This window comes from Curtobacterium sp. NPDC087080 (assembly GCF_044745105.1).
In the GTDB taxonomy this organism is placed as follows: domain Bacteria; phylum Actinomycetota; class Actinomycetes; order Actinomycetales; family Microbacteriaceae; genus Curtobacterium.
Window position 1 is genome coordinate 389,074 of sequence record NZ_JBIUZP010000004.1, and the last position, 17,432, is coordinate 406,505.

A 17,432-nucleotide genomic window follows, 5' to 3' on the forward strand; every position below is an offset into this window, starting at 1 on the left:
GGCGGTGCTCTGCTCGACAAGATCGCGAAACGGCAAGAAAGCCGCGGCGGTCAGGCGAGGGTGACCTGCACGTGGTTGGGCAGGTCGAGGGTGCCGGAGTCGTAGACGGTCGCCGCGAGGACGCGGGCGTCACGCCCGCGGATGGTGACCTTCGACCCGGCGAGGAGCGTCCCGGCGTGCGCGAGGGGCGCGTAGACGGGCGCGTTGACGACGAGCTGCTCGCCGGTCGCCGTGCGGGTCACCTTCGTGCCCCCGTCGATGAAACACGGCACGTCGACGGGGTCGGCGTAGGACGGGCCGTTGCCGCCCTCGCCGAGGTATGTCGCGACGGTGATCGTGTGGACCCAGAAGTCATCGAGCTCGTCCATCAGATGACCCGGACCTGCTGGCTGATGAGGCCGCGGTTCTGCAGTCGGCGGAGCGCGGCCGGGACGAGCGTCACGGCCGCGTCCGCTCGGGTGGCAGCGGCCTGCGCGGCTCCGGCGTACTCGAACGACGCGGACCCGACCTTCGCCGAGGTCTTGATGCCGCCCTGCACGACGCCGCCCGCGAACGGCTTGATGCCGAGCGTCACCCACGCCGCGGCCTGGATGCAGGTCGCGTCGGTGAGCGCCTTGCGGACGGCGGGGTCGGACGCGAGGCCGGTCGCCGGGTCAGTGTCGTACACCGCCGTGATGGTGGCGCGGAGCACGATGTCGCTGCACGCCTCGAGCGTGAACGCGATGTCGGCGGGCGCGGCGGGGGCGCCGGGGAGCTTGGCGTAGTCCTCCGGGGAGGCCAGCGTGTCCGGGATGCTGCTGCTGGTCATGCTGGCCTCCTCGGCGGGTTGGTGGTGCTAGCGGGTGGTCGGCAGGCCCCGGAGGACCGCGTGGGCCTTCTCGTTGCCGTACTCGAGGCCGATCTCGCCGTAGAGCTGGACGCGGTCGGACGCGCCGATCTTCGCCAGGTCCTCCTGGAAGAAGTGACCCTTGCCCGGGATCTCGAGGAATCGGGGGGTGAGCTGCTCCATCGAGAGCACGACGAACGCGTCGGCCGGGACCCAGCGGTTGAGCATGATGTTCATGCGACCGAAGTCCGTCTCGAGGGTCTGGAAGTTGACCCCGCCGACGTTGCGGTCCGCGACCAGGTTGTTCGCGTTCGCCGCGTAGGCGTTCGAGATGTTCCGCTTCTGCGAGGAGCCGACCATGATCGTCGCGGTCTCGCCCTCGGCGATGCCGCCGTTGTCGTAGGCGAGCTGGAACACGTCGTCGTAGGTCGACTTCGTCGGGGCGTCCCCGTCGAGCTTGTAGAGGCTCACGGTGGCGGTGCCGACGGTGATCGGCTGGCCGCCCTTGGTCGCGGCGACCTTGAACGAGCCGGACGCCTTCGCGACGACGAAGTAGACGCGGTTGCGGCTGATCGCCGAGGACGAGCCGGTGTCGGTGAAGACCACCTTGTCGTCGTTCGACAGGGTCGTCGACGCCTCGGTGATCGTGTCCGTCGCGGCCGAGAGGCCCGAGTGGGACTCGCCGAGGTTGACCACGTTCGTCGTGATCGCCTCGAGCAGGCCCCGGGTCTTCCGGACGTCCGTGTTGTCGGCCGGCTTGTTGTAGCGGCCCCGGATGAACGACGCCTCGACGTCGCGCGCGACCTGCTTGAGCGCCTTCTCGACCTGCCACGGCAGCTCGGAAGCGACCGGGTTGGTGCCGTCGATGTTCGCCCCGTTGCGCTGGCCGGTCGCGGCCTGCTTCGTGTAGCTGACCTCGACGGTCTCCTGGTGGATCTCCACCACGTTGTCGACGTTGAACCGCACGCGGTTCTCCGACGGCTGTGCGGGCGCACCCTCGACGCGCTGCCGGTTCTCGTCCGGGTCGCGCAGGTCGTAGCCCTGCCACTCGATCGTGGTCGACGTGGTCTGCTCACCGCCGGTGAGGCCGCCGATCGCGGAGAGGAGCGGGGTGTCTTCCGGGGAGACTCCGAAGAGCTCACCGACGTAGTTCGGCAGGTTGTAGGTGGTCCCCTGCCCAACGATTCCAGGCATGTGCTGGCCTTTCTGGTTGGTTGGCTAGCCCTGAGCGGCTCGCTGCCGGGCGGCGGCGATGGCCTGCTTGAGGCGGATGGTCTCCGTGAAGTTCTTCGCCTTCGTCGCGGCTTCGAGCTGCGCTTCAAGCGACTGCACGGTGGCTCCCTGGTGTTCGCCGCCACCTGAGCGGGAAGGGGTTGCCTTGAGGGCGGCGTTGTCCTGCAGCGCCTTGGTGATCGCCGCGGTGATCGCGGCCCCATCGGTCGGCTCTACCGACGCGATGGTGGTCTTGAACTGCTCGTTGGCGAGCAGGAGCGCGGGGTTCGCGTCCCGGACGGCCGGGGACTGCAGCACCGCGATGGTGAGGTCGCGGGCCTTGAGGTCGGCCTGCGCCTGGGTGAGCTCGCCGTCCTTCGCCTGCACCTGCGTGCCGAGGTCGGTGACCTTCGCCTGCAGCTTCGCGGGGTCGGTCTCCGGGGCCTCGAAGCCGAGGAGCCCGCCGAGGCCCTTCGTGAACTGCTCGAACCGGTCGGCCGACTCCTGCGCCTTCTGCTCGGCGGCGGTGCGCGCGGTCTGGGCCTTCGCGAGGTCGCCCTGCATGTTCTCGATGCGTCGCCACGCACGCTCGGGGTCGAAGTTGTCCTTCGTCCACGGGGCATCGGAGCCGGCAGCACCGGCGGCGCCTGGCTGGGTGCCCGCCGCAGCGGCAGCGGCAGCCGCGGCTGCCGCGTCCGCCTGGCCGGCGGCGGCAGCCGGTCCGGCGCCGCCCTCGCCGCCCTCGTAGCGGATGCCCATGAGGGCGTGGCGGGTGCGGCCGATGACGGCCAGGCCGTCACGGTCAGCGACGACGGGGAGCGCGGTGCTGGGGACGATGCGGGTCACGGGAGCCTCCTGGGTTCCTCAGGTGTGGTGTCCGGCGCCTGGCCGGGCTTCGGTCGGGGTAGGTCGGTGATGGGGCCGAGCGGCCACCGGTTCTCGGTCACGGTGCGGCGACCAGACGGTCGACGTCCACGCGGGTGTTGCAGCAGCCGTCGAGGGACTGCAGGAACCGGGAGTGCGCGGACGTCGCGACGACGGTCCAGACGCGCTCCTGGTAGATGACGGTGGAGCCGACGTCGAGGATCACGGCCGCCTCCACTTCGCGAGGTAGGCGGCGGTCGCGACCTTGTGCCAGCGCCTCGACCTCCACCACACGCGGTGCCAGGCCTTGCGGACCCAGATGTACGCCCGCATGCGCCGGTCCTCGATGTCGACGTCGAGGTGGTCGCACACCATGCACTGCGTGCCCGACCCTCGGCTGGTCGCGATCACGACGGCGCAGAGCAGCGCGTAGAGCACGAAGGGAGTGACGACGCCGGTGATGAACGCGATCACGATGGGACAGGGCATGTCGGCCTCCTAGCTGGTGAAGAGCGGGATCTGCGCGTACGCGTCGCGGAGGTGCGGCTGCTCGCGCCGCGAGTTGCGGGCGAGGTCGTCGCGGCTGTTGACGTGGTCCCGGAGCCGCTTCTGCGCCGCCCGGACCTTCGCCTTCGCGTCCGCCGCCCGCTCACCATCGAGCGCGTTCTCCTGCTGCCGCTTCGCCTTCCGCACCGCGAGCTCGAGGCGTCGCTGCTTCTGGACGGCGCGGTAGCGGGCCTCGTGCGCGGGCGTCCACGTCTGCCGGGGCGGGAGCGTGGTGATGCCGGGGAACACGGCGGTGAGGTAGTGGCGGCAGTTCGGGTGGAACAGGCCGCGTGCGGTCGCCTCAGCGATCGTCGCGTCGACGGGCAGCTCCGGGTCGGGCACGGTCCCGTCGGTCAGCACAGCGCCCTGCCACGGCAGGCAGAGGGGGCACGGGGAGCCGACGTCGGAGACGGTGAAGTAGCGGACCCCGATCGCGTGCATCCGCTCGAGGTGCGCCGCGTTGAACGCGCGAGCCGCGGCCGTCCGGACCGCCATCTCCGTGTACGCCGACAGCGACCACTCGCGGCCGGACTTGTCGGTGAACCCGGTGATCCCGTTCGACGTGAAGTCGCGCCACGCGATCGCCTGCGCCTGCGCCGGGGTCAGCTCGACGTCGAGCACCTGCACGCGGGCCGCCTGCGGGGCGAGCACCTTGTAGATGTCGTTGTCGAGGCGTGTGATGCGGCGGCGGACGTCCTGCAGCTCGGAGACGAGCGACTCCCGGATCGCGGCCTCCGCGCGGACGCTCGTCGGGACGCCGAAGTCGAAGTCTCGCGGCTGTCCGGCGGGGACAAGCGCGGTGCCCGGCGGTCGGCGGGGCGGGATGCCGCCGGGCGTCCCCCTGGAAGCGCCCGCCGGCAGCTCACGGCCGAGGATGCGTCGGATGCGCCCCTCGATCGCCTTCTGCGCGCCGCCGTCGGTGAGCTGGATGATGTCGTCCAGCACCTCCCGCTCGGCGGTCGCAGCGCCGTCGAGCAGCTCCCCGTCGATGACCTCGGCGACGAGCGGCGGGACCCGCTGGTCGAGGGCGCGGGCGACGGCGTACGCGACGCGACGGATCGCGGGCCGGGCCGCCTCGAGTGAGACGGCCCGGCGCAGGATCGCGGCAATCTGGTCGAGGAGCGTCGACTCAGCGGTGATGTGCAGCGCGACGAGCGCCGCGACGGCCTCAGCGGTCGGTCGGCGCTGCTGCTCCTGCTGCTGCCCCTGCGGGCTGCTGGTCGTCGCCATCGTCCGGCTCCTCGGTCTCAGGTGCTTCGAACAGAGCGGACGCGGGCTCCTGCATCGCGCCGAGGGTCTCCTCGTCGCGGATGCGGGCGACCTCGGCGGCGATCTCCTCCTCGGGGACCTGGCCGGCCATCCGCACCCGGGTGAGGATCGACACCGAGCGGGCACCGTCGAGCATGCTGATCGTCTGCGCGTTCTTGAGCGGGTCGACCTGCGACACCTCAGCGAACTCGACGTCGGGCAGCTCGTCGTACCAGCCGCCGCCCTTGCCGGGGAACACGATCCCGTCGATCGCGAGGGCGACCTGCGCGAGCTCGGCGAGGGCCGGCTTCGCGTAGAGCGCCTTCTTGTCGCGGGTGCGTTCCGAGTCCGACAGGTCCGCGGTCACCTCGGTCGCCGTGCGCTGCGCCTGCTGCACGTCGCGGAGGCCGAGGTGCACGGGCGAGTAGCCGCACGTCGTCGCGATCTCTCGCTTGAGGGCGTCGATCGTCTCGAGGTGCTGCTGCACGCGGATCTCGAACTGTGTCTCGACGATCTGGTCGCCGAGCTTGTCCGAGCTGCCGAGAGCCTGGACGCCGACGTAGACGGTGCGGTTGACGTCGAACTTGGCGCCCTCGCCGGGCTTGCCGGTCTCGAGGAACTGCTCGGGGACCGTGAGCCGCCCCTGCCCGTTCTCGAGGTCGCGCATCAGCGACGACCAGGCCTGGTCGATCTTGTCGAACAGATCCTCGACGCCCGCGTAGTCGGAACGGCCGAGGTTCGCGAGCGGGCCGAGCTTCCGCCAGTCGCGAGACGGGCGGACGTTCGGCATGTACTTCACCGCGAGGCGGTCGACGCCGGTCGCGACGGTGACAGCCGGGTTCGCCAGCTCGGCGAGGTCCGGGGCCGCGGCGAACGCCTCGAGCTCGGCCGCGGACCGGAGGCCCTCGTAGTGCGCCGTCTCGGGCAGGGTCCGCATCGGGACGAGCTTGCCGAGGTTGCCGGGGCCGCCCTCGTGGAGCTCGTACGTGATGAGGCCCGGCTCGTGCCGCTCGAGCAGCCGGTACAGGGCGCCGCCCTGCGCGGTGGTGTCGTACTCGGTCCATAGGGTGACCGCGGTGAGGACGCCGTACCGGAACTCGGGAATCGCGCAGTCGTGGTGGAACGCGCGGAACCAGACGTGGTCCCGGAGGCTGGCATCCCAGGTGACGGCGAAGTAGGTGCCACCGGACGACGCGGCCAGCTCGCCGCCGTTCAGCAGCTCCGCGTGCGCCTCGTCGGACCCCATGATCGTGTCGAGGCGGTCCTGCGCGGGGTGCTTCCACGCGGCCTGCTGCTGCCGCTGCTCGTCAGTCGCCTCGGGGGCGGCGTCCGGCTTCGGGTAGCGGATCTTCGGTGCCTCAGCGAACAGCAGGTCCGCGGAGAGCTGCGCGATGTCCGCGGGGACGGGGAGGTGCATCTTCATGCGGCCGTCGCCGTTGTCCTGCGGCTGCCCCCACCACATCTTCGACAGGGCACCGATCACGCCGCCGCGGTACGGGACGCCGCCGCGACGATGCGTGGTCTGCACGCCCTTCCCGCCGTAGATCTCGGCGAGGGTGGCGGTGTCGCCGCAGTACCAGGCGTCGTGCTCCGCGAACCGAGCGAACGCGGTGTCGAACGGCTGCGGGGGCCACACGTCTGCGGGCTGCGGCATCGGGGGCCTCCTCAGGCGGCGAGCTTGACGTGACTGCGCCAAATGTTCTCGGTGGTCTTGATCGCGTAGCGGAGGGCGTCCTGCGAGTGGTCGTTCGCCTTCACGGGCTTGTCCTCGCCGGACTCGGCGGCCTTGGCGTCCCAGACGTACTCGGTGACCTCCTTGATCCAGCCGGTGCACCGGTCTGAAATGAGGAGGTTCCCGGAGGACAGCAGCGACGCGACGGTGCGGATGCCGTCGAGGACGTCGTTGTCGGCCTGAGTGGACAGCACGCCGTCCTGGTGGAGCTGCACCCGGAACGACGCGGCCGACGGGTCGAGGATGACGTAGTCGGGCTGCAGGCGGGGCTGCTCCGGAGGGAGGTGCGGCTGCCCGAGCCACGCGCGGATCTCCTGCGAGAGCTGCGCGTCGGTGAGCTTCTGCTGCGCTTCCTTCGACTCGTACCGCCACTCGTCGATGGCGTACAGCTTCGGATGGTGCCGGCCGTACGCGTCGGTGTGGAGGGCGATGCCGAGGAGGATCGCGCTGGTGGGGTTCGTGGTGCCGTAGTCGATGCCGACGGCGAGGAGCTTCCACATCGTCGGGAGGGTGTCCCACGCAACCTGGTGCTTCTTCGGGTCCCACATGTCGAAGATCGCGCCTTCGGCGTTGGTCCAGAGGCCGCGGATGAACCGGTCGTAGAAGATCCCCGTGAACGAGGCCTTCATGTCGCGGACGTACTCGTCGGTGAGCGACGGGTTGTCGTCCATCGTGAAGTGGAAGACGATCAGGTTCTTCGCCTCGGCCATGAGGATGTACTGCTGCCGGAGCCAGTGGTTGAACGAGCCCGGGTTCGTCGTCGCGAGGAGCCTCGAGTGCGGGGTGCGGAGGCGGGTGAGGAGCATCTCCCAGAACCCGACGGGCAGCAGCGTCGCCTCGTCGACGTACGCCACCTCGATCGTGCCGCCTCGGATCTTCTCCTCAGCGCGGACGTCGTTTGCTCCGACGAGGTGCACCTCGCGGCCGAGGATCGTCGCGGTCGACGAGCCGCGGGTGTGCACCGTCTGCGCGGCGAGGACACCGAACAGGTTTGGGTCCTGCAGCGGCTCGATGATGTTGCGTTCGATCGTCTGCAGCGTCTTGCCGATGATGACGATGAGGCCGACACCGCGGGCGGCGCGGACGGCGAACAGGAACGCGAACAGGGACGCGATGGTCTTCCCGCCGGACACGGCGCCGACCCAGAGGGCCAGTTTTCGGGTGGTGGAGGCGGTGATCGACCAGACCTGCTTCGGGGAGAGCGCCGGGGCTGACACGGCACCTCCTTCGTCAGGTCACTCGGGACCGAACAGCGGGTTGCGCTTCTTCGCCTCCCGATTCTTGCGCCAGTAACCGTTGGTCTTCCGCGGCCAGTACCGCCAGCGGTAAACGACCCATCGCTCGTAGTCGCTCATCGCGGCGATCCCTCGACGCGACGCGGCCTTGTAGGAGCCAAAGCGGCGGGGCACGACCCACTCGATCCCGACCTTGATGTCCTTCAACCGGTCTCGGTGGACGTGCATCGTCATCTCGACCGCCTCATCCCGGACATCAAGCACAGGGGAATCGATCCAAGGTGGTGTCACTGAGTCGTCGCCCCATACCCGCCATTCCGGCTCGTACAGAACGTGCGGGCCCATCGGTCGAGCGATGATCGTGACCTCGACGGTTGCACGCGCATCAACCAAGTTCGCTCCGACGCGCCTGACCGTGATCGACATCGCGTTAGGAGCCTCGAGGTTCATCCGTATCAGGAAGTCAACGACAGCGATTGCGATTGCCGTGATGCCAACGACGGATGCCACACCCTGCACACCGGCCCACCAGGGCGCTGACCACCAGTCCATATGGCGACGCTACACAGCGCGGCAGACACGTTCGGTCGTGCACCGACCCGGCAGTGACCTGAAGCGCCACCGGGCCGGGCGTCAGTGGTCACGCTGCCCGTGATCGGGGAGGATGCGGGAATGGATTGGTTGACGCCCGTGCTTGCAGCGGTCAGCGCCGTGATCGTCGCGCTGATCGCTGCCCTCATCGCCGACCGGACGACCCTGCGTCGTCTTGAGCGGGTCGACAATCTGCTCCGAGAGTCCAGCGTCTCCGGAGAGCACCGCGAGCTGCTCGTGAACGTCCGTGCCCGACTCGTCGAGCGCATCGCTTACCGCGAGCTGCGGCCAGCGCTGCGCCGCTTCAGCACCCTCGCCTACCTCCTGCTCGTCTCCGGACCCCTCACCCTGGTGAGCTGGGTGATCGACCAGATACGTGCTGGAGACGGGAGGGAACCTGAGTTCCCGGGGTTCTTGTCGGTCGTCGTGTTGCTCATGGGTGTCGGGATGATCATGTCTAGCGTCGCCCTGCTCGCGTCACTCAACGCCGAGCGTCAGGTCTGGGCGATGAAGACGCTCCCCTCGCGGCGCCATGAGCTAGGTGAGTCGGATCAGGAATCCTCGGTCGGAGCGTCGTAGGACGCCGCAGCTGCCTTGAACCCGGCAGCGAGCGTGTCGAGCAGCGAGTGAGCCGTGTCGACCCCTGACGTGTCCTTCTCGAGGTACTTCGTCACCTTGTCGAACGCGACGCCGGCCGTCGTGACCGCCGTGCGCTGCACCTCGACTGGCGGCTTCTCGAGCTCGTGGTCGCTGTAGACGTTGTCCTTCCCGCCGAACGCGTACACCAGGTACGGGCCGTCGAGGTCGTCGAGCATCTTCTCCGCCCGACCGAGCATCTTCTCGGCGAGCCGCTGACGTCCCGCGGCGAGGTCGATCGACCGGGCCTGCACCGCGACCGCCGTCTGCGCCCGGGAGAAGTCGAGCCCGAGGGCCTTCGCGATCCGGGTGACCGTCGAGTTCCCGAGGCCGAGCTCCGATGCGATCGCGTTGCGCCCCTTGCCCTCGGCATGGAGCGCAGCGACCCTCGCACGCACGGCGGGGTCCTGGACTGGACCAGGCCCAGCGGTCTCGTCGGTCATGGTTCTCGTCTCCGTGCGCCGCCTGGGCGCTCTTCGAAGGTGGGTCGGGTGCTGTAGGTGTGCGTGTGCTCGGTGTCGGTTCGAGCGGGGATGCGGCGGAGCGCCTCGGGGGCGGACCGGGTGTCGGTCCGCCCCGTGAGCGTTACGCGCCGAGCTTTGCCTTGATGGCGTTGACGGTGGCGCGGATGCCGCCGCCGCTCTCCTTGGCGAGGATCGACTCGATGTTGTTGCCGATCGCCTTGACGTTGTTGACGAGGCCGCGGATGCCGCCGCCGTTCTCGACAGCGAGGAGGCTCTCGATGTTCTTCAGTCGTGCGTCCTGTTCGGGGGTCATGTCGTCTCCTTCGTCGTTGCCTGGTCCCACGTACTGCAGGAAGAAGGCGTGGGGGTCGGTTCGGTTGGTGCGGTTGAGGTACACCTCGATGTGGAGGTGCGGCCCGTTGGCAGCGGTGCCGGTGGCGCCGCTGAGTCCGATCTGCTGGCCGGCGCTGACGCGCTGGCCGACGGAGACCGATCGGCTGCTGAGGTGGATCGATCGGGTGGTCACGCCGTTGTCGTGGTCGATGCGCACGTAGTTGCCCACGAGGCTGTCGAACGCGGACTGCGTGATGACGCCGTCGCTGATCGCGAGTACCGAGGTGCCGGTGCTCACGCCGTAGTCGGAGCCGATGTGGCCTCCGGGGTAGCTACGCGGGGAGCCATACACCTGGGCGCCCGTGGGCGTGGGGTGCGGGTTGACGGGCCACACCACGGTTCCGTAGGGATCTGAGATGGCGTTCTCCTTTCCTTCTGATGCGAAAGGCCACGCGGATGCGTGGCCTTCTTCCTTGGCGGAAGTGTGAGCCCGGCGATCGCGCCCCGGGTGCTGGTGGGGTGCGTGTGGGCGGTCGCCGGGAGTGTGAGGGTGCGTGCGAACGGACAGTTCAGCCGCGATCTTCGAAGACGTCGTCCATGACCCGGTCGAGCTCGGCGAGCGCGTCCGGGTGCAGGGGCGGGTCGGGTCTGTGGTTGCTCCTCGTGCGATGCGCGGTGAGGTGCGGGTCCTGCGCGTCAGGCGGTCGGGTCATCCGTGACCTCGGGGACGTCGGTGTCCGTGACGGGCGCGTCGACGGGTGTCGGCTCCGGGGGTGCGGGGATGTACTCGCGGATGAGGGTGTTGAGCGCGTCGGTGTCGACGTTCGCGGTCGCGGTGGCCCGGATGGTGGTCTGCCCGCCCTGGTTGAGGAACGCGATCGACAGGGTGGACGCGTCGACGGCGTTCTGGTCCCACCCTGCGAGGGTGACGAGGGCGGCGTTGAAGTCGGCGCCGAGGTTGAGGCCGGCCATGGTGCCTCCGCTACGGTCGGGTGATGGACACAGGGTGGGAGAACGTGCGGGGCCGCATGCTGGCCTTGAGGGCTCTCGAGAAGGCGCTGCGCGATATGCGTCGGGGCGACGGCTTCCTCTACGGGAACGCCGGCTCCGGCGCCATCTGGACCGCGGTGCTCGATGAACATCTCCGCGAAAGCATCGGCGAGGAGTACGAGACGCTGCGGGATCGTGAGGCGCCCCTCATCCACGGGCTCCTGCACGTTCGGAACGGGATCTCGCATGCGGCATCGGTCACGACACAGGATGCAGGACTGACAGTCCCGTTCGTGATACCCGTCGTGATCCCCGCTGCGGCCTGGCTGCCCCTGGAGGAAGTTCACCGACGTTGGACGCCCAACGGCCTGAACGGTGCCCGCGTCAAGCATCGGATCGCGATGTACGAACAGCACCTAGCGGGTCGCGACCCGGCGGAGACGCTCCGTACGGTTCACGACTTCTTCGCCGCGCTTGAGGCCGCGGATTGGCAACCGAACGAGGTTCGTTGATCGGGGTGGGCGCAGGTCGTCTCGGCCGGGAGAATCAGCGGCCGTACTGCGGCGGACCTTCGCGTGCATGGCGGGACACGCGTTGACGCCCACCCCGTGAGGGGGCTCCCCGTGCTCGCGCCGCCCGCGTGGAGTCGCGGGGCGGCCGGCGTTCCACCCGAGGGCGGTGCCGGCGGCCGATGCGGTAGCGGTGCGTGTCGGCGGGCACGGGGAAGACGAGGAGCCCCGAGCGGGGGCGCGCGTCCGCGCTGCCTGCTCGGGTGTCGAGGGTCCGCTGCACTGTGCCGCTGTGCTTCGCCCGCGTCGTGGCCATGCCGCCGACAGGAGGCTGGGGATTCGAACCCCGATCTTCGGACCCTCGTGGCGGTGCTCAGTCGCCATGTCTGGATACACGAACGGCCCGGACAGTGTCCGGGCCGAGTCGTGATGCATGCGAAGCATATCACCTGAGGGGTGCAGTTCGGGTGCCCCCTGTTCGAGTGTCACAGGGTGTCGCGTGCGCGGCCGTGGCGGCGGCCCTTCGTGCGCTGCCAGTCGAGGAGGTCGCAGACGCGGACGTGCCGGGTCCCGCCGAGAAGCTCGGTCGGCATCCCGTTCTCCTGCCAGGCGAGCAGGGTGCGGCGGGAGCGGCCGACGAGCTTCTCGGCGGCCCGGAGGGTGACGAGCCGCTTCGGGTCGAGTCCCGTCACGTCACCGCCTTCCGGACCTCGTCGAGGGTCGTCTGCGCGCGGGTGGCGCGGGCGGACTCCGAGAACCACGGGGAGGCGTCCGTGTACCGGTCGTGGACGTCGAGGGCGAAGCGGACTCCGGCGAGGGTCTGCGCGTCGTGCTCGGCGAGCCACCGGTCGAACTCGCGGCCGTGCTCGTCCGACAGGATCGCGCCGTGCTGGGCGGCGTACACCGCGCGCACGTGCTCCGCCGACGGGGTGCACGGCGGCTGCCCAGGCACGGTGCCCCACCCCGGCTGGTCAGCCACGGTCGTCCTCCTTCGACCACTGGACGTAGTCGTCCACGCTGACGTGCGGGCCGTCGCGTCCGAGGGGCTGCGTGCACGACGAGGTGACTGCCGGGAAGTGCGGGCGGCGTGCGCCGCACTCCGCCTGCTCGGGCGTGATGTGGTCGATCATGCGGGGACCTCCTCGATGCGGGGGACGGACGTGCCGACAGCGATCTGCCGGACGATGCGGGCGACCTTCCGGCCGGCGGTGCGCTGGTCGGGTGACTCGGTACCGCGGACGTGGACGGTGCCGGCGGAGTCGGTGGACACGAGGACGTGGGAGCACGCCTCGCACCAGACAGTGACGTCACGGATCTCCGAGTCCGGGGACCAGTCCGCGGTGACGGCGAACTCGCCGCACTGCTCGCAGGGCCGCTTCCAGTGCGGCCGGTCGGGGCGGGCCTCGAGCGGGAACCGGGAGTAGACCAGGTCGACGGCGTGCGCGACGTCGTACAGGAACTCGGGGCCGCCGGGGTGGGCCGCGATGCGGTCCAGGTGGGCCAGGAGCCAGCCGGTGAGGTCGCGGGTCAGCTCGGCGGCGCCGGGCGGGGTGGTGGTCGACCGGAAGCCGAGGAGCACCCCGTCGGTGGTCCACTGACCGGAGCGGAGCGCGACCTTGAGGGTCGTGATCGACAGGTCCCGCGCCCACCGGCGGACGTGGCCGACGAGGTCGACGTAGAGGGCGTCGGCGTCGTCGAGGGCGCCGACGTGCAGCGGGGCGGGCGGGGTGCGGGACGGGGCGCCGGGCTGTCCGTCGCGGACGGCGCCGCCGGGGAGTCGGCGGATGCGGACGTACTCGACGAGCTCGGGGGCCTCGGTGAGGCGGCGGCGTGCACGCTCGACGAGCAGCGCGACGGTGAGCTCTTCGTCGACGTCGGGTGGGGTGATGGTCACTGGTCTCTCCTGGTGTCGTGCTCCTCACGGAGCTGTCGTGCACGGGCGGCCCGCTGCTCGGCCGCGATGAGGAAGGACGGGGACTTCGGGTCGCCGAAGTCGTAGCCGCCCGTGTCGTTGCCCTTTGTGAACGTGGCGGTCACAGCTCGATCACCTCGAGCAAGCCGGGGTCGACGTCCGACGCGACGAACCGATCCGCGTCATCACGCGTGACGAAGATCGCGAACGGCTCGAACGAGTCGTGCCGGTATCGGACGCCCCACCGGTAGCGGCTAGAAGGGCGTTTCATCGTCGAACCCTCCCTGCTGGGACCACAAGTCCTGCCCCTGAGTGCCGCCGCCCTGCTGGCCCTGCTGGCCTGGCTGCGGGGTGGGCCAGCCCTGGTTCTGCTGGCCGCCTCCCGGCGCGCTCCCGGCCCCGCCACGACCGCCCTGCCCCTGCGAGCGGGTGACCTGCGCGGTCGCGTAGCGGAGCGACGGGCCGATCTCGTCGACGTCGAGCACGAACCCGGTGCGCTGCTGCCCCTCGCGGTCCGTCCACGACGTCTGCCGGAGTCGTCCCTGCACGATGACCCGGGCGCCCTTCACGAGCGAGCCGGCGACGTGCTCGGCGAACTCCCGCCAGACCGACGCGCGGAGGAACAGCGCGTCGCCGTCCTTCCACTCGTTCGCCTGCCGGTCGTACGTGCGCGGGGTGGACGCGATCGTGAAGTTCGCGACCGCGAGGCCGTTCTGCGTGTACCGCAGCTCGGGGTCGGCGGTGAGGTTGCCGACGACGGTGATGATCGTCTCGCCGGCCATCAGCGGGCCTCCTCGTTCGGGTCGGTCGCCTCGACAACGACGGGGTGCGCGATCGTCAGGTCCGCGGGGATCACGATGGTTGCCTCCGGACGCAGGGGCACGAACGCACTCGCGGGGATCTCGACGGTGACGGCGACCTCGAGGACACCGGCGCGCGGCTTCGGGGAGCGGCGCTGGGTGACGGCGACGACCTTCGCGCCGCGGACGCTGGCGGGGTTGTCGCGGTCGCCCGCGCCGAGGTAGCTCGGCCACTCGGGCTCGATCTGCAGGAAGGCCGTGGCCTTCACGGTCTTGTTGGTCATGCTGCTGTCCTTCCGTGTGCGGCCGGAGCCGCCTGTCTCTGCGAGTACGACCGGATGGCCGCCTCGATGTCTGTCTGGTCGAAGCCGCGCCGCGCGATCTCGGCGTCGGCGTCGGCGTACTGCTCGGCCCGCCGGGTGGCCCACTCGTGGTCCGTGAGCGGCAGCGGGTGCCCGGCGCGGACCCGCTCCCAGTAGTCGGTCGCCACGTACTCGTGCGCCGCCTTCATCCGGAGGTCCGTCGGCGAGCCCGGCCGCTCCTCCGGTCCCGGCGCCCGGTACCGTTCCGCCTCGACGGCGGCCGGGTCGAGCTGCGCGACGAAGTTCGCCCACGCGTCCCCGTCCGACTGCCGGCGCGGCCACGGCTCCGCCCACCCGTCGGTCACGGCTCCGGCACCTTCCGGCCGACCGTCCCGAGTTCGAGCGGTCGGCCGTCCGTCACCGTGCCCGCCTCGATCGCGGCGGCCTGCTCGGCGAACGTCTGCCGGGCCTGCGCGAGCCTCGTGGCAACCGGGCGGGGGAGCGCCTGCCGTGCCGGCCACGACGCCTCGATCAGCCCGCGGGCCTTCGCCGACCGGACGTCCTCCTCGATCGCGCCCGGCGTCTGCCGAGTGTCGACCCGGATCTGCTCGAGCAGCACGTCGAGGGACAGGTACTCGCGGGGCGACGGCTTCCGGAAGTGGTTCCGGACCGCCTGCCAGGCGATGTCGAAGTCGGTGTCGGCGAGCTCCATCGTCCACACCTCGGCGGTGATCGCGGTGAGGGTCCGGTTGTCGTAGCCGCCGGAGATCAGGCTGAGGAGCCGGCGGACTTCGGGTTCGTTCACGAGGTGATCTCCTGTCGGATGTCGAGGGGTTGGTCTGCTGCCGTCGCGAACGCGAGGAGCTCGTCCTGCCGCTGCTGGCCGCGGGACGCGGGGGCTGCGCGGCCGGGTCGGGTGTCACCGGCCTTCCGGCGCATCCAGTTCCGCCACGTCGCCGGCCAGTCAGTCTTGACGCCCTTCTGCCCGGGCTGCGCGATCCAGTAGTCGACGAAGACGCGATGCTCGGCACGGAGGTCGACGCCGGGGCACTCGTCCCGCATCTGCACGATCAGCTCGTCGGCGGGGACCCAGTGCTCGTCGAGCCGTGTCCCGCGCTTGCGCGGGGGTTTCTCTTCTCCGTTAGGAGAAGAGGTCGGGTCGGGACGGGACGGGTCGGGGGCAGGGTTACGAACCTCATCCGAACCGTCCTGTAACCCGGTTACGGACTCGGTTTCACCCTGGTTCTGCTCCTGGTTACGACGCCGCCACTTCCGCAGCTTCTCGGCGTTCTTCTCCCGCGCGGCGACGACGTCCGCCCTCGTGGGCTGGAACTCATCCCAGTTCACGAACGAGTAGCCCGTCGAGGTGCGCGACCAGAGGCCGGCGGTCACGAGAGCCTCGGCAACGCGTCGCGTGGCCCCCAGCTCGACGATCATGTAGCTCGGCACGGCGCCGTCCTGCAGCTCCTTCGCGCTCCAGGCGCCGCCCAGCGTCCAGAGGCCGATCGCCGCGAGGCGGTCCCGGCGGGGGATGCCGAGCACCTTCCTCGAGGACGGGAGCCCGTCGTCGACCTTGAACCACGGCATCAGCCGGCACCTCCTTCCATCCGTCTTCGTGCGTCGTCGGCGCTGATTTCGTGCACGCCGCCCTCGTCGTCCAGGAGCGCCCACCCGGCCCGGAGCGTGCCGACCTCCGTCCGGAACCACCTCCGGGTGGGCCACTCGTGCGGGTCCGCCCACCGGGGCACCGCCCACCCGTCCTCGAGCGCGGCCCGCGGGTGCTCGGTCTTCCAGATGTGGCAGGCCAGGCCGAGGCAGTTCAGGTTGCTGGCGACGGTGTTGCCCGGCATCCGGTTCTGCCGGTGGTCCCGGGCGAGCGGCCCGCAGTCCCGGAGGCACCGCTGGCACAGCTCGCCGTCACGCTCGGTGGCGATCGCGTACGCGCGGCGAGCGTCCGCCACGGTCGGCCGGTCGGCCTTCGGACCCATCACCGCGCGTCCTCGGGAAACGGGTGATCCGCCTCGATCATCGGGGCGACCGCGACGGCGTACAGCCCGCCGATCTCCTCGCGGAACGTCTGGCAGACGGCGTCTCGTTCAGCTCGAGTAAGCCGGACGCCGTCGGCGCGGATCTGTGCGGCGCTCTTCACGACGCATCCCCCCAGTCGAAGTCGAAGGTCTGCTGGCTGAGTCTTTTCGCGAGAAGTTCGCAGTAGCGCTCCTCGAGTTCGACACCGATGGCCCGGCGACCGAGGTGTGCTGCGGCGACCAGAGTCGTGCCGCTGCCGGCGAAGGGGTCGGCGATCGTCCCAGGGGGTGCCGTCTCGACAAGTGCTTCCATCAGCCCGAGAGGCTTGGCGTGAATGTGGTCGCTCTGCTCGGGGAACGCGGTGAGGATCGATACCGATGCGTTCGAGGTGCGGACGAAGCCCGCGGTCACGTAGATCGATTCGTGCCGGTAGCGCCAGGGGCCGCCGTTCATGCCTGGCCGTTTCTTGTCCCAGACCAGACGATCGGCCCACTGTCCGGGTGGATCCGGCAATCGAGGGGAACCGAACACGAGCGCCGGCTTCTCACCCCAGAGTGCGAGGGCAGCATCACGAGTCTCCGTGGTGCCGTCATTCGCGATCGTGAAGCCTTCCGGCCCCAACCCTGCGTTCTGTCGTCTGCCGTACCCGCCCTTCGGGTTGTCGGCGCTGAATTGCGTACCGTACGGCGGATCCGTGACCAGCACGTCCGCGCCGAGCCAGGCGTCCAGCTCGAGGCAGTCGCCGTGGAAGAGCGTCACGAGCTCGTCCTGGTAGTACGGCTCGGTCATGCGGTCACCTCGACGAGCAGCTCGAGCGACTGTCGGACGCCGGGCCGGTGGGTGATGACGGGCATGAGCTTCGCCATCAGCTCCGGGGTGTCGTCCGGCACGACGCCGGCGTCGACGAGCCCGTCGCAGGCAGCCTTGAGCGTCGGCACCACGTTGTCGGCGTCGCGACGGTGCCGGGTCTGCACGAACCACGTCAGGGTGACACGGCACGCGGGCAGCTCGGGGATGTGAGCGGCGCGGGCAAGCATCGTCGTCGTGCCGCGGAGCGCCTTGACGTGACGGTGGCGGGCCATGTGGTGCATCCGCTGGTTCGCGGTGAGCGGCGGGGTCTCGTAGGGGAGCACGAGGGTCCACCGGCCAGTCTCGACATCGTCGAGGCCGGGCAGCGGCGGGGGCAGCACTTCGGACATGGTGG

At 70.2% G+C, this 17,432-nt stretch carries 30 protein-coding genes; 2 read left to right on the forward strand and 28 right to left on the reverse strand.

Features of this window, described 5'->3' with window-relative positions; translation table 11 throughout:
• Nucleotides 1–50: 50 nt before the first annotated feature.
• From ACIPEQ_RS13355 to ACIPEQ_RS13400, 10 genes are all read right to left on the reverse strand, one after another.
• Complete coding sequence (locus tag ACIPEQ_RS13355; RefSeq protein WP_402715532.1) at nucleotides 51–368, reverse strand: hypothetical protein; 318 nt, start codon at nucleotides 366–368, stop codon at nucleotides 51–53.
• Nucleotides 368–808 (reverse strand): hypothetical protein, encoded by a 441-nt coding sequence (locus ACIPEQ_RS13360; RefSeq protein WP_402715533.1) that lies wholly within the window; start codon nucleotides 806–808, stop codon nucleotides 368–370. Before ACIPEQ_RS13360 ends, ACIPEQ_RS13355 begins: the two co-directional genes overlap by 1 nt.
• 27 nt (nucleotides 809–835) lie before the next feature.
• Entirely contained in the window at nucleotides 836–2,020 is a 1,185-nt protein-coding gene (locus ACIPEQ_RS13365; RefSeq protein ID WP_402715534.1) for a DUF5309 family protein, read from the reverse strand.
• Between the two features lie 24 nt (nucleotides 2,021–2,044).
• Entirely contained in the window at nucleotides 2,045–2,884 is an 840-nt protein-coding gene (locus ACIPEQ_RS13370) for a hypothetical protein (protein WP_402715535.1), read from the reverse strand.
• A 97-nt stretch (nucleotides 2,885–2,981) separates the two neighbouring features.
• Nucleotides 2,982–3,128 (reverse strand): hypothetical protein, encoded by a 147-nt coding sequence (locus ACIPEQ_RS13375; RefSeq protein WP_402715536.1) that lies wholly within the window; start codon nucleotides 3,126–3,128, stop codon nucleotides 2,982–2,984.
• Nucleotides 3,125–3,391, reverse strand: coding sequence for a hypothetical protein (locus ACIPEQ_RS13380; RefSeq protein ID WP_402715537.1), 267 nt, complete (start codon nucleotides 3,389–3,391; stop codon nucleotides 3,125–3,127). The genes ACIPEQ_RS13375 and ACIPEQ_RS13380 overlap by 4 nt, the downstream gene beginning before the upstream one ends.
• A 9-nt stretch (nucleotides 3,392–3,400) precedes the next feature.
• Nucleotides 3,401–4,678, reverse strand: coding sequence for a phage minor capsid protein (locus ACIPEQ_RS13385; RefSeq protein WP_402715538.1), 1,278 nt, complete (start codon nucleotides 4,676–4,678; stop codon nucleotides 3,401–3,403).
• The gene (locus ACIPEQ_RS13390; protein WP_402715539.1) at nucleotides 4,617–6,350 is read right to left on the reverse strand and encodes a phage portal protein; all 1,734 of its coding nucleotides are present in this window, start codon (nucleotides 6,348–6,350) and stop codon (nucleotides 4,617–4,619) included. Before ACIPEQ_RS13390 ends, ACIPEQ_RS13385 begins: the two co-directional genes overlap by 62 nt.
• An 11-nt stretch (nucleotides 6,351–6,361) precedes the next feature.
• Nucleotides 6,362–7,645 carry a PBSX family phage terminase large subunit gene (locus ACIPEQ_RS13395; protein WP_402715540.1) on the reverse strand — a complete coding sequence of 428 codons (1,284 nt, stop codon included), beginning with the start codon at nucleotides 7,643–7,645 and terminating at the stop codon, nucleotides 6,362–6,364.
• 18 nt (nucleotides 7,646–7,663) lie between these two features.
• Nucleotides 7,664–8,215 carry a hypothetical protein gene (locus tag ACIPEQ_RS13400; RefSeq protein WP_402715541.1) on the reverse strand — a complete coding sequence of 184 codons (552 nt, stop codon included), beginning with the start codon at nucleotides 8,213–8,215 and terminating at the stop codon, nucleotides 7,664–7,666.
• A 120-nt stretch (nucleotides 8,216–8,335) separates the two neighbouring features.
• On the opposite strand from ACIPEQ_RS13400, the gene ACIPEQ_RS13405 reads away from it, so the two are divergent.
• Complete coding sequence (locus ACIPEQ_RS13405) at nucleotides 8,336–8,833, forward strand: hypothetical protein (protein ID WP_402715542.1); 498 nt, start codon at nucleotides 8,336–8,338, stop codon at nucleotides 8,831–8,833.
• Here the strand turns inward: ACIPEQ_RS13405 and ACIPEQ_RS13410 are convergent.
• The 3 genes from ACIPEQ_RS13410 to ACIPEQ_RS13420 all read right to left on the reverse strand — a co-directional run bounded on the left by ACIPEQ_RS13410 (nucleotide 8,806) and on the right by ACIPEQ_RS13420 (nucleotide 10,659).
• Nucleotides 8,806–9,288, reverse strand: a complete 483-nt coding sequence (locus ACIPEQ_RS13410; protein WP_402715543.1) for a hypothetical protein — start codon at nucleotides 9,286–9,288, stop codon at nucleotides 8,806–8,808. The genes ACIPEQ_RS13405 and ACIPEQ_RS13410 overlap by 28 nt on opposite strands.
• Nucleotides 9,289–9,475: 187 nt before the next feature.
• Nucleotides 9,476–10,084, reverse strand: coding sequence for a M23 family metallopeptidase (locus ACIPEQ_RS13415; RefSeq protein ID WP_402715544.1), 609 nt, complete (start codon nucleotides 10,082–10,084; stop codon nucleotides 9,476–9,478).
• 299 nt (nucleotides 10,085–10,383) lie between these two features.
• Complete coding sequence (locus ACIPEQ_RS13420; RefSeq protein WP_402715545.1) at nucleotides 10,384–10,659, reverse strand: hypothetical protein; 276 nt, start codon at nucleotides 10,657–10,659, stop codon at nucleotides 10,384–10,386.
• Between the two features lie 23 nt (nucleotides 10,660–10,682).
• On the opposite strand from ACIPEQ_RS13420, the gene ACIPEQ_RS13425 reads away from it, so the two are divergent.
• Nucleotides 10,683–11,189 (forward strand): hypothetical protein, encoded by a 507-nt coding sequence (locus ACIPEQ_RS13425; protein WP_402715546.1) that lies wholly within the window; start codon nucleotides 10,683–10,685, stop codon nucleotides 11,187–11,189.
• 482 nt (nucleotides 11,190–11,671) lie between these two features.
• Here ACIPEQ_RS13425 and ACIPEQ_RS13430 read toward each other — a convergent pair whose 3' ends face one another.
• Genes ACIPEQ_RS13430 through ACIPEQ_RS13500 form a run of 15 tightly spaced genes read right to left on the reverse strand, consistent with a single transcriptional unit; the run spans nucleotide 11,672 to nucleotide 17,427 of the window.
• Nucleotides 11,672–11,878: a hypothetical protein gene (locus ACIPEQ_RS13430; RefSeq protein WP_402715547.1), complete on the reverse strand. Its 207-nt coding sequence runs from the start codon at nucleotides 11,876–11,878 to the stop codon at nucleotides 11,672–11,674.
• The gene (locus tag ACIPEQ_RS13435; protein ID WP_402715548.1) at nucleotides 11,875–12,165 is read right to left on the reverse strand and encodes a hypothetical protein; all 291 of its coding nucleotides are present in this window, start codon (nucleotides 12,163–12,165) and stop codon (nucleotides 11,875–11,877) included. Before ACIPEQ_RS13435 ends, ACIPEQ_RS13430 begins: the two co-directional genes overlap by 4 nt.
• Nucleotides 12,158–12,316, reverse strand: coding sequence for a hypothetical protein (locus ACIPEQ_RS13440; RefSeq protein ID WP_402715549.1), 159 nt, complete (start codon nucleotides 12,314–12,316; stop codon nucleotides 12,158–12,160). Before ACIPEQ_RS13440 ends, ACIPEQ_RS13435 begins: the two co-directional genes overlap by 8 nt.
• Nucleotides 12,313–13,080: a hypothetical protein gene (locus ACIPEQ_RS13445; protein WP_402715550.1), complete on the reverse strand. Its 768-nt coding sequence runs from the start codon at nucleotides 13,078–13,080 to the stop codon at nucleotides 12,313–12,315. The genes ACIPEQ_RS13440 and ACIPEQ_RS13445 overlap by 4 nt, the downstream gene beginning before the upstream one ends.
• Complete coding sequence (locus tag ACIPEQ_RS13450) at nucleotides 13,077–13,223, reverse strand: hypothetical protein (RefSeq protein WP_402715551.1); 147 nt, start codon at nucleotides 13,221–13,223, stop codon at nucleotides 13,077–13,079. Before ACIPEQ_RS13450 ends, ACIPEQ_RS13445 begins: the two co-directional genes overlap by 4 nt.
• Nucleotides 13,220–13,369 (reverse strand): hypothetical protein, encoded by a 150-nt coding sequence (locus ACIPEQ_RS13455; RefSeq protein ID WP_402715552.1) that lies wholly within the window; start codon nucleotides 13,367–13,369, stop codon nucleotides 13,220–13,222. Before ACIPEQ_RS13455 ends, ACIPEQ_RS13450 begins: the two co-directional genes overlap by 4 nt.
• The gene (locus tag ACIPEQ_RS13460) at nucleotides 13,353–13,880 is read right to left on the reverse strand and encodes a single-stranded DNA-binding protein (RefSeq protein ID WP_402715553.1); all 528 of its coding nucleotides are present in this window, start codon (nucleotides 13,878–13,880) and stop codon (nucleotides 13,353–13,355) included. The genes ACIPEQ_RS13455 and ACIPEQ_RS13460 overlap by 17 nt, the downstream gene beginning before the upstream one ends.
• The gene (locus ACIPEQ_RS13465) at nucleotides 13,880–14,182 is read right to left on the reverse strand and encodes a hypothetical protein (RefSeq protein ID WP_402715554.1); all 303 of its coding nucleotides are present in this window, start codon (nucleotides 14,180–14,182) and stop codon (nucleotides 13,880–13,882) included. The genes ACIPEQ_RS13460 and ACIPEQ_RS13465 overlap by 1 nt, the downstream gene beginning before the upstream one ends.
• Nucleotides 14,179–14,565, reverse strand: coding sequence for a hypothetical protein (locus ACIPEQ_RS13470; protein WP_402715555.1), 387 nt, complete (start codon nucleotides 14,563–14,565; stop codon nucleotides 14,179–14,181). Before ACIPEQ_RS13470 ends, ACIPEQ_RS13465 begins: the two co-directional genes overlap by 4 nt.
• Nucleotides 14,562–15,005: a hypothetical protein gene (locus tag ACIPEQ_RS13475; RefSeq protein WP_402715556.1), complete on the reverse strand. Its 444-nt coding sequence runs from the start codon at nucleotides 15,003–15,005 to the stop codon at nucleotides 14,562–14,564. Before ACIPEQ_RS13475 ends, ACIPEQ_RS13470 begins: the two co-directional genes overlap by 4 nt.
• Nucleotides 15,002–15,787 (reverse strand): hypothetical protein, encoded by a 786-nt coding sequence (locus tag ACIPEQ_RS13480; protein ID WP_402715557.1) that lies wholly within the window; start codon nucleotides 15,785–15,787, stop codon nucleotides 15,002–15,004. The genes ACIPEQ_RS13475 and ACIPEQ_RS13480 overlap by 4 nt, the downstream gene beginning before the upstream one ends.
• The gene (locus ACIPEQ_RS13485) at nucleotides 15,787–16,188 is read right to left on the reverse strand and encodes a hypothetical protein (protein ID WP_402715558.1); all 402 of its coding nucleotides are present in this window, start codon (nucleotides 16,186–16,188) and stop codon (nucleotides 15,787–15,789) included. Before ACIPEQ_RS13485 ends, ACIPEQ_RS13480 begins: the two co-directional genes overlap by 1 nt.
• On the reverse strand, nucleotides 16,188–16,349 hold the full coding sequence (locus ACIPEQ_RS13490) for a hypothetical protein (protein WP_402715559.1): 162 nt from the start codon (nucleotides 16,347–16,349) through the stop codon (nucleotides 16,188–16,190). Before ACIPEQ_RS13490 ends, ACIPEQ_RS13485 begins: the two co-directional genes overlap by 1 nt.
• A complete protein-coding gene (locus ACIPEQ_RS13495; RefSeq protein WP_402715560.1) occupies nucleotides 16,346–17,017 on the reverse strand; it encodes a DNA-methyltransferase in 672 nt (223 codons plus the stop codon). Before ACIPEQ_RS13495 ends, ACIPEQ_RS13490 begins: the two co-directional genes overlap by 4 nt.
• Entirely contained in the window at nucleotides 17,014–17,427 is a 414-nt protein-coding gene (locus ACIPEQ_RS13500; protein ID WP_402715561.1) for a hypothetical protein, read from the reverse strand. Before ACIPEQ_RS13500 ends, ACIPEQ_RS13495 begins: the two co-directional genes overlap by 4 nt.
• Between the last annotated feature and the right edge of the window lie 5 nt (nucleotides 17,428–17,432).

Coding starts and splice junctions, on each gene's coding strand:
- ACIPEQ_RS13355 (WP_402715532.1), bottom strand. CDS start 368: ATGGACGAGCTCGATGACTTCTGGGTCCACACGATCACCGTCGCGACA.
- ACIPEQ_RS13360 (WP_402715533.1), bottom strand. CDS start 808: ATGACCAGCAGCAGCATCCCGGACACGCTGGCCTCCCCGGAGGACTAC.
- ACIPEQ_RS13365 (WP_402715534.1), bottom strand. CDS start 2,020: ATGCCTGGAATCGTTGGGCAGGGGACCACCTACAACCTGCCGAACTAC.
- ACIPEQ_RS13380 (WP_402715537.1), bottom strand. CDS start 3,391: ATGCCCTGTCCCATCGTGATCGCGTTCATCACCGGCGTCGTCACTCCC.
- ACIPEQ_RS13385 (WP_402715538.1), bottom strand. CDS start 4,678: ATGGCGACGACCAGCAGCCCGCAGGGGCAGCAGCAGGAGCAGCAGCGC.
- ACIPEQ_RS13390 (WP_402715539.1), bottom strand. CDS start 6,350: ATGCCGCAGCCCGCAGACGTGTGGCCCCCGCAGCCGTTCGACACCGCG.
- ACIPEQ_RS13400 (WP_402715541.1), bottom strand. CDS start 8,215: ATGGACTGGTGGTCAGCGCCCTGGTGGGCCGGTGTGCAGGGTGTGGCA.
- ACIPEQ_RS13405 (WP_402715542.1), top strand. CDS start 8,336: ATGGATTGGTTGACGCCCGTGCTTGCAGCGGTCAGCGCCGTGATCGTC.
- ACIPEQ_RS13420 (WP_402715545.1), bottom strand. CDS start 10,659: ATGGCCGGCCTCAACCTCGGCGCCGACTTCAACGCCGCCCTCGTCACC.
- ACIPEQ_RS13425 (WP_402715546.1), top strand. CDS start 10,683: ATGGACACAGGGTGGGAGAACGTGCGGGGCCGCATGCTGGCCTTGAGG.
- ACIPEQ_RS13440 (WP_402715549.1), bottom strand. CDS start 12,316: ATGATCGACCACATCACGCCCGAGCAGGCGGAGTGCGGCGCACGCCGC.
- ACIPEQ_RS13455 (WP_402715552.1), bottom strand. CDS start 13,369: ATGAAACGCCCTTCTAGCCGCTACCGGTGGGGCGTCCGATACCGGCAC.
- ACIPEQ_RS13460 (WP_402715553.1), bottom strand. CDS start 13,880: ATGGCCGGCGAGACGATCATCACCGTCGTCGGCAACCTCACCGCCGAC.
- ACIPEQ_RS13465 (WP_402715554.1), bottom strand. CDS start 14,182: ATGACCAACAAGACCGTGAAGGCCACGGCCTTCCTGCAGATCGAGCCC.
- ACIPEQ_RS13480 (WP_402715557.1), bottom strand. CDS start 15,787: ATGCCGTGGTTCAAGGTCGACGACGGGCTCCCGTCCTCGAGGAAGGTG.
- ACIPEQ_RS13485 (WP_402715558.1), bottom strand. CDS start 16,188: ATGGGTCCGAAGGCCGACCGGCCGACCGTGGCGGACGCTCGCCGCGCG.
- ACIPEQ_RS13495 (WP_402715560.1), bottom strand. CDS start 17,017: ATGACCGAGCCGTACTACCAGGACGAGCTCGTGACGCTCTTCCACGGC.
- ACIPEQ_RS13500 (WP_402715561.1), bottom strand. CDS start 17,427: ATGTCCGAAGTGCTGCCCCCGCCGCTGCCCGGCCTCGACGATGTCGAG.